This is a genomic window from Vibrio sp. V42_P2S4T144, assembly GCF_009904715.1.
Taxonomy (GTDB): Bacteria; Pseudomonadota; Gammaproteobacteria; order Enterobacterales; family Vibrionaceae; genus Vibrio; species Vibrio alginolyticus.
Window position 1 is genome coordinate 1 of the sequence record NZ_WXWS01000037.1, and the last position, 7,050, is coordinate 7,050.

Annotated in this window: 8 protein-coding genes; 7 read left to right on the top strand and 1 reads right to left on the bottom strand. The window is 43.7% G+C overall.

The window, feature by feature from the left end; all coding sequences use genetic code 11:
• Positions 1 to 55: 55 nt before the first annotated feature.
• From CAG68_RS22470 to yacG, 7 genes are all read left to right on the top strand, one after another.
• A complete protein-coding gene (locus tag CAG68_RS22470; RefSeq protein ID WP_029803401.1) occupies positions 56 to 490 on the top strand; it encodes a type IV pilin protein in 435 nt (144 codons plus the stop codon).
• Entirely contained in the window at positions 490 to 2,175 is a 1,686-nt protein-coding gene (gene pilB / locus CAG68_RS01135; protein WP_161440694.1) for a type IV-A pilus assembly ATPase PilB, read from the top strand. Before CAG68_RS22470 ends, pilB begins: the two co-directional genes overlap by 1 nt.
• A gap of 23 nt (positions 2,176 to 2,198) precedes the next feature.
• Entirely contained in the window at positions 2,199 to 3,422 is a 1,224-nt protein-coding gene (locus CAG68_RS01140) for a type II secretion system F family protein (RefSeq protein WP_017635918.1), read from the top strand.
• 64 nt (positions 3,423 to 3,486) lie between these two features.
• Complete coding sequence (locus CAG68_RS01145; RefSeq protein ID WP_158174153.1) at positions 3,487 to 4,356, top strand: prepilin peptidase; 870 nt, start codon at positions 3,487 to 3,489, stop codon at positions 4,354 to 4,356.
• A complete protein-coding gene (gene coaE, locus CAG68_RS01150; RefSeq protein ID WP_017635920.1) occupies positions 4,357 to 4,971 on the top strand; it encodes a dephospho-CoA kinase in 615 nt (204 codons plus the stop codon).
• A gap of 27 nt (positions 4,972 to 4,998) precedes the next feature.
• A complete protein-coding gene (gene zapD / locus CAG68_RS01155; RefSeq protein WP_005373086.1) occupies positions 4,999 to 5,739 on the top strand; it encodes a cell division protein ZapD in 741 nt (246 codons plus the stop codon).
• Positions 5,740 to 5,897: 158 nt separating this feature from the next.
• The gene (yacG, locus tag CAG68_RS01160) at positions 5,898 to 6,092 is read left to right on the top strand and encodes a DNA gyrase inhibitor YacG (RefSeq protein ID WP_017635922.1); all 195 of its coding nucleotides are present in this window, start codon (positions 5,898 to 5,900) and stop codon (positions 6,090 to 6,092) included.
• 654 nt (positions 6,093 to 6,746) lie between these two features.
• Here the strand turns inward: yacG and rplS are convergent.
• Positions 6,747 to 7,050 (bottom strand): 50S ribosomal protein L19 (gene rplS, locus CAG68_RS01165; protein WP_161440695.1); only part of this gene is annotated, 304 nt, incomplete at its 5' end.

Consider the following 7,050-nt stretch of genomic DNA (forward strand, 5'->3'; position numbering starts at 1 on the left):
CCATAATCCTTCGCTAATGCAAGGGCATTATTTATTTCATTAAGAAGGAAAGAAAATGAAACACAGTAAACAGAAAAAACAGCAAGGCTTTACGTTAATTGAATTGATGATTGTGGTAGCAATTATTGGTGTGTTATCAGCAGTCGCAATCCCTGCATATAAAGACTATGTCGCAAAGTCAGCTGTAACCTCTGCTGTGGGTACTTTAAAGTCATTACTTACTAATGCTGATTTATATACTCAGAACAACACCACAGCTACTTCCGACTTAGGAGACATCGGTGGGAACGCTACTATGAACGCCCTTGGCAATATTACCGCATCAATTGAAGGTGCTGGAGCAGCCTCAAACGCAAAATCTACACTCAAATTTGTATTTAATACTGGCAATGCTGCAGCAGGTGACATCGAATATGCTAGGACACCAAACACACCCTGGGGCTGTACAAATAATACTAACCCAAAAGTATCTATTGATAGCTGCCCATAATGCAAACCAACCTCTCCACGATTCTTCGTCAAAAAGGACTATTGGCTTTTTCCCAAGAAGAATCGTTGCTTGAGCAAGTCAAAGCTTCTGGCATTTCGATGCCGGAAGCTTTGCTCAGTTCAGGGTTATTTACATCACGCGAACTCACTGAACATTTAAATTCTATTTTTGGATTAAATCAGCCCGAGTTATCTCAGTACGAGTACGCCTCGCTTTGTCAGCAACTTGGCCTTAGGGAATTAATCACACGGCATAACGCACTCCCACTCCAGCGTACACCTTCAACGTTATTATTAGCCGTTGCCGACCCCACGAACCAACAAGCAGAAGACGATTTCCGCTTTGCCACTGGTTTACAGATTGAATTGGTGTTGGCGGATTTTCGTCAACTCAGCGCGGCAATTCGACGCTTATATGGTCGTTCATTGAGTCATGAGAAGTCCGGGTTAAAAGAGATCAACCAAGAAGAGTTAGCCAATCTGGTTGATGTGGGCGCAGATGAAATCGACAACATTGAAGACTTGAGCCAAGATGAGTCTCCTGTTAGCCGTTACATCAACCAAATTCTGTTGGACGCTGTGCGCAAAGGCGCATCCGATATCCACTTTGAGCCTTATGAAAAGATGTACCGTGTGCGCCTACGCTGTGATGGCATCTTAATTGAAACACAGCAGCCACCAAGCCACTTAAGTCGCCGCTTATCCGCTCGTATCAAAATCCTCTCTAAACTTGATATTGCAGAGCGACGTTTACCACAAGATGGGCGTATTAAGCTCAAGTTGAATCAAGACACCGCAATTGATATGCGTGTATCCACGCTACCGACTCTATTCGGAGAGAAAATTGTACTACGACTGCTCGACAGCAGCTCTGCGTCATTGGATATCGACAAGCTTGGTTATAGCGAACAACAAAAACAATTGTACTTGGATGCGCTGCGTCGCCCACAAGGCATGATTCTGATGACAGGCCCAACCGGGAGCGGAAAAACCGTTTCTCTGTACACTGGGCTGAGTATCCTCAATAAGCCAGAAATCAACATTTCCACGGCAGAAGACCCAGTAGAAATTAACTTATCGGGCATTAACCAAGTTCAAGTTCAGCCTAAGATTGGTTTTGGTTTTGCCGAAGCCCTGCGCTCTTTCTTACGTCAAGACCCGGATGTGGTAATGGTCGGTGAGATTCGTGACTTAGACACCGCCGAAATCGCTATAAAAGCATCGCAAACCGGTCACTTAGTACTTTCAACCTTACATACCAATTCTGCGGCTGAAACGGTTATTCGTTTATCAAACATGGGCGTAGAAAGCTTTAACTTGGCCTCATCTCTTAATTTGATTATTGCCCAGCGCTTGGCCCGTAAACTGTGCTCGCACTGTAAACAATCACAAGAGCTTACCGTTCAGCTACAACATCTTGGAATTCAAGCAAGCGACAACATTTTTAAAGCCAATCCCGGTGGATGTAATGAGTGTACCCATGGTTATTCCGGCCGAACGGGAATTTATGAAGTGATGCGCTTTGATGAATTTCTTTCCGAAGCGCTTATTAAAGGCGCCTCAGTACATGAACTAGAAAAACTCGCCATCGCAAATGGTATGAGCACGTTACAAATGTCGGGCATAGAAAAACTCAAACAAGGGATCACAAGTTTTAGTGAACTACAGCGCGTACTTTATTTTTAATCCTTTAATCAGCAGTCACCTCTATGAAAAGCACTACACCACAACTTAAAAACTTCCGCTGGAAAGGCATCAACAGTTCTGGCAAAAAGACGTCTGGACAAACCCTCGCGATGACAGAAATTGAAGTACGCGAGCGTCTAGACGCACAGCACATCAAGATCAAGAAGTTAAAGAAAAGCAGTATCTCGTTTCTCACTAAACTCAGCCATCGCGTGAAAGGCAGAGACATCACGGTGTTTACCCGTCAGATTTCGACGATGTTGATAACCGGTGTACCCTTAGTTCAGGCTTTAAAATTGGTCTCAGAAAATCATAAAAAAGCAGAGATGAAATCCATTTTGATGAGCGTGACACGCGCCGTTGAAGCGGGGACGCCCATGTCAAAAGCCATGCGCACTGCAAGTGAACACTTTGACCCACTCTATACCGATCTTATCGCCACAGGTGAGCAATCCGGTAACTTAGCAGAAGTGTTCGAGCGCTTAGCCACCTACCGAGAAAAAAATGAACAACTCCGTGCGAAAGTGATCAAAGCACTGATTTACCCAGCGATGGTAGTGCTAGTAGCGTTAGGCGTGTCGTTTATCATGCTCACCAAAGTCATTCCCGAGTTTGAAAAAATGTTTGTTGGTTTTGGTGCTGACTTACCTTGGTTTACCAGGCAAGTGTTAGATCTTTCCGCCTGGACACAAAACTGGAGTCCGTTTATCGCACTAGGCTCCATTAGTTTATTCATTTCGGCTAGAATCCTCTCTAAGCGTTCAGATTCTTTTCGCTTAATGCTCAACCGCTCTGTGCTTAAATTTCCTGTCCTTGGGCCTGTATTATCAAAAGCCGCTATCGCCAAATTTAGTCGAACACTCGCCACAAGCTTTACAGCGGGTATTCCAATTCTAACCAGTTTAAAAACCACATCAAAAACCTCAGGAAACTTACACTATCAACTCGCCATAGAAGAAGTTTACCGTGATACCGCCGCAGGTATGCCAATGTATGTTGCCATGCGTAACTGTAATGTGTTCCCTGAATTAGTGTTACAAATGGTCATGATCGGTGAAGAGTCTGGTCGACTTGACGATATGCTCAATAAAGTTGCAACGATCTACGAGTTTGAAGTCGACAACACCGTCGACAACCTTAGTAAAATTCTAGAGCCACTAATTATCGTATTTTTAGGTATCGTTGTTGGCGGATTAGTGACAGCAATGTACTTGCCAATCTTTAACTTAATGAGTGTATTGGGCTAGAATGAGCTGTTAACTCCTTTAAAACAGCATCTTGCTGATTTCACTCATCGCTCAAGAGACAAATATGGAAGTATTCCAGTACTACCCTTGGCTATTCGTTGTGTTTGCCACCATCTTCGGTCTGATCGTGGGTAGCTTCCTCAATGTGGTTATTTATCGACTACCTAAAATCATGGAACTAGAATGGCGACGCGAATGTGCCGAGTCATTTCCTGAATACAAAATAGAACCTCCTAAAGAAGTGCTGACCTTGAGCGTCCCACGCTCCTCCTGCCAGAAATGCGCAACACCGATACGTATTCGCGACAACATTCCTGTGATTAGCTGGCTGCTTTTAAAAGGCAAATGTCACAACTGTCAGGCAACCATTAGTGCACGCTATCCACTGATTGAACTGCTCACCGCGTTCTGTTCAGGCTTTATAGCTTATTACTTTGGTTTTAGTTACTTTACCGTTGCCCTACTCTTTTTTACTTTTATCTTAATCGCCGCAACATTTATCGATCTCGATACTATGTTGTTACCTGACCAATTAACATTACCATTAACTTGGGCTGGCATTGCCTTAGCATTAGTCGAAATAAGTCCTGTTACTCTACAAGATTCTGTCATTGGTGCTATTGCTGGTTACCTATGTCTCTGGTCCGTTTACTGGGGCTTTAAGCTACTTACTGGTAAAGAAGGAATGGGATATGGTGATTTTAAACTACTAGCAGCACTAGGGGCTTGGCTAGGTTGGCAGTCACTGCCGATGATCATTCTACTTTCTTCTGTGGTTGGCATCGTATTTGGCATCATTCAACTACGCTTGCAAAAGCAGGGAATTGAAAAAGCTTTCCCTTTCGGTCCTTACTTAGCAATTGCTGGTTGGATAAGCTTAATTTGGGGCGAGCAGATTTTAAACTGGTACTTTACTTCAGTTCTAGGAGTGTAAATGGCTTTGGTTATTGGTTTAACAGGTGGTATCGCTAGTGGAAAAACAACCGTCGCGAATCTGTTCAAACAACAATTTAAAATCGATATCGTCGATGCCGACATTGTAGCAAGAGAAGTTGTCGAGCCAGGTACTCCCGGCCTAAACGCGATTATTGAACACTTTGGTCACGATATCGTTCGTGAAGACCAAACTTTAGATCGCGCAAAGCTGAGAGAAAAAATCTTTTCGAATTCAGATGAAAAAGCATGGCTCAACGCACTGTTGCACCCGATAATTCGTGAAAAGATGATCGAAGATTTGCAGCAAGTCACTTCAGAGTATGCGTTACTTGTGGTGCCGTTGCTCGTAGAAAACAAGCTAGATAGTTTGTGTGATCGCGTTCTTGTCGTCGATGTTGAACCGAATACACAGATATCTCGCACGATGAAACGAGACAATGTGAGTGAAGATCAAGTTCGCGCCATCCTTGCCTCTCAAGCATCAAGAGAGCAAAGGCTCGCGCTTGCAGACGATGTGGTTAAGAATAATCCAAGTGACCCTGATCTTTTGCTTCAAATCACAGATTTGCACGAAAAGTACCTAGCCATGTGTAAGAAAAATCTGCGAAAATAGGAACGAAACTCACAAAGGCTTATGTCGATGACCACGCACAAATTTGAACATCCGTTAAATGAGAAAACTCGTATTTATCTAAGAGTGGAGTCTCTGCTGCGTCAGGCTCACTTGGCCTCTGGGTTTAGCGAAAATCACCAGTACCAACTGTTTTTCCGTGCGTTATTCGATATGGTTGAGATCTTCGAACAGATCCAGCTGAAAAGTGAACTGGCCAAAGATTTAGAGAAGCAACGGCTGTCGTACCGCCATTGGCTCAATGTTGATGGCGTCGATCAAGACGCATTAAATACCCTACTACAAGAGATAGATGTCGTTCATAGCCAACTGATGGGTGCAGAGCGTTTTGGTCAAGCACTAAAAGAAGATCGCTTCTTAAGCTCTATCCGCCAACGCTTTAATCTACCGGGTGGTTCATGCTGTTTTGATCTGCCAGCATTACACTACTGGCTTCATCTACCTATTGAACGTAAAAAGCGTGATGCACAACAGTGGCAAGCAAGCTTAAAGCCCTTATCTGATGCGCTTTCGTTATGGTTAAAGCTCACTAGAGAGACCGGACATTTCAAAGCTCAAATCGGTCGTGCAGGTTTCTTCCAAAGTGACGCTGATGAAGCCAACATTCTAAGACTTCACATCCCAATGGAATATGGCGTTTATCCTATGATTTCAGGTCATAAAAATCGCTTTGCGATCAAGTTTATGTCGTTTGAAAACGGCCAAGCGTGCACACAAGATATTGAGTTTGAACTTGCTGTGTGCAGCTAAGACGACACTACGCCTCGCCTCCATAATCTAAAATTCAACGCTTTATTGCGCTTATATTTGATAAAATTTCGTAGCAGCAATAGCGCGTTGAATAAGCCATCTTTAATTCGTTTAGGTATACTACCCTTTAACACCAATTAGTAATGGGACGCTCAACTATGTCTAAAGTTACCATCGTTCAATGTCCACAATGTGGCGCCGACGTAGAATGGGGAGAACAAAGTCCTCATCGCCCTTTCTGCAGTAAACAATGCCAAATGATTGATTTTGGTGAATGGGCAGATGAAGAAAACACCATCCCAGGCGCACCCGATATGTCCGATAGTGATGGCTGGTCTGAAGACCAGTATTAAATTGAGACCTAGGGTAAAGGAATACCCTAGGTTACTTCTTGGGGAATCTGAATCACGCTCCTTCGTCGCTGTCCAGAATGACGAATTTTAACCACGGTACTCTGTAATCTTTGACCATCATTTCCCGTCATTCAGAGAAGCCATAGCGAAATCAGGAGTCTATTCACAGCAAGGATGAAGCTAACAACTTAAACACTTGCATGCTCGACTAGTAGATTCTGAATCACGCTCCTTCGTCGCTGTCCAGAATGACGAATTTTAACCACGGTACTCTATAATCTTTGACCATCATTTCCTGTCATTCCGAGGAGCCATAGCGGCATCAGGAATCTACTCATAGCAAGGATGAAGCTAACAACTTAAACACTTACATTCTCAACTAGTAGATTCTGAATCACGGTCCTTCGTCGCTATCCAGAATGACGAATTTTAACCACAGTACCCAGTAATATTTGATCATCATTTCCCGTCATTCCGAGGAGCCATAGCGACATCAGGAATCTATTCACAGCAAGGCAGAGGCGTGGAGTGTACATCAGTGCATGAGCATCGACAGTTCAGGTCGGGTGAAAAGAAACGAGCAAGCTAATTACACAAATAAAAAAACGGAGCCCTAAAAGGACTCCGTTTAAGATGAGAACGCTAGTTATAGCATTACTTCTTAGCAAGTTTCTCTTTGATACGAGCAGACTTACCAGAACGCTCACGTAGGTAGTACAACTTGGCACGACGTACTGCACCACGGCGTTTAACTTCGATGCTATCAACGATTGGAGAGTGTGTTTGGAACGTACGCTCAACACCTTCACCGTTAGAGATCTTACGTACAGTGAAAGCAGAGTGTAGACCACGGTTACGGATTGCGATTACAACGCCTTCAAAAGCCTGTAGACGCTCACGGTCACCTTCTTTTACCTTAACTTGAACTACAACAGTGTCACCTGGTGCAAATTTAGGT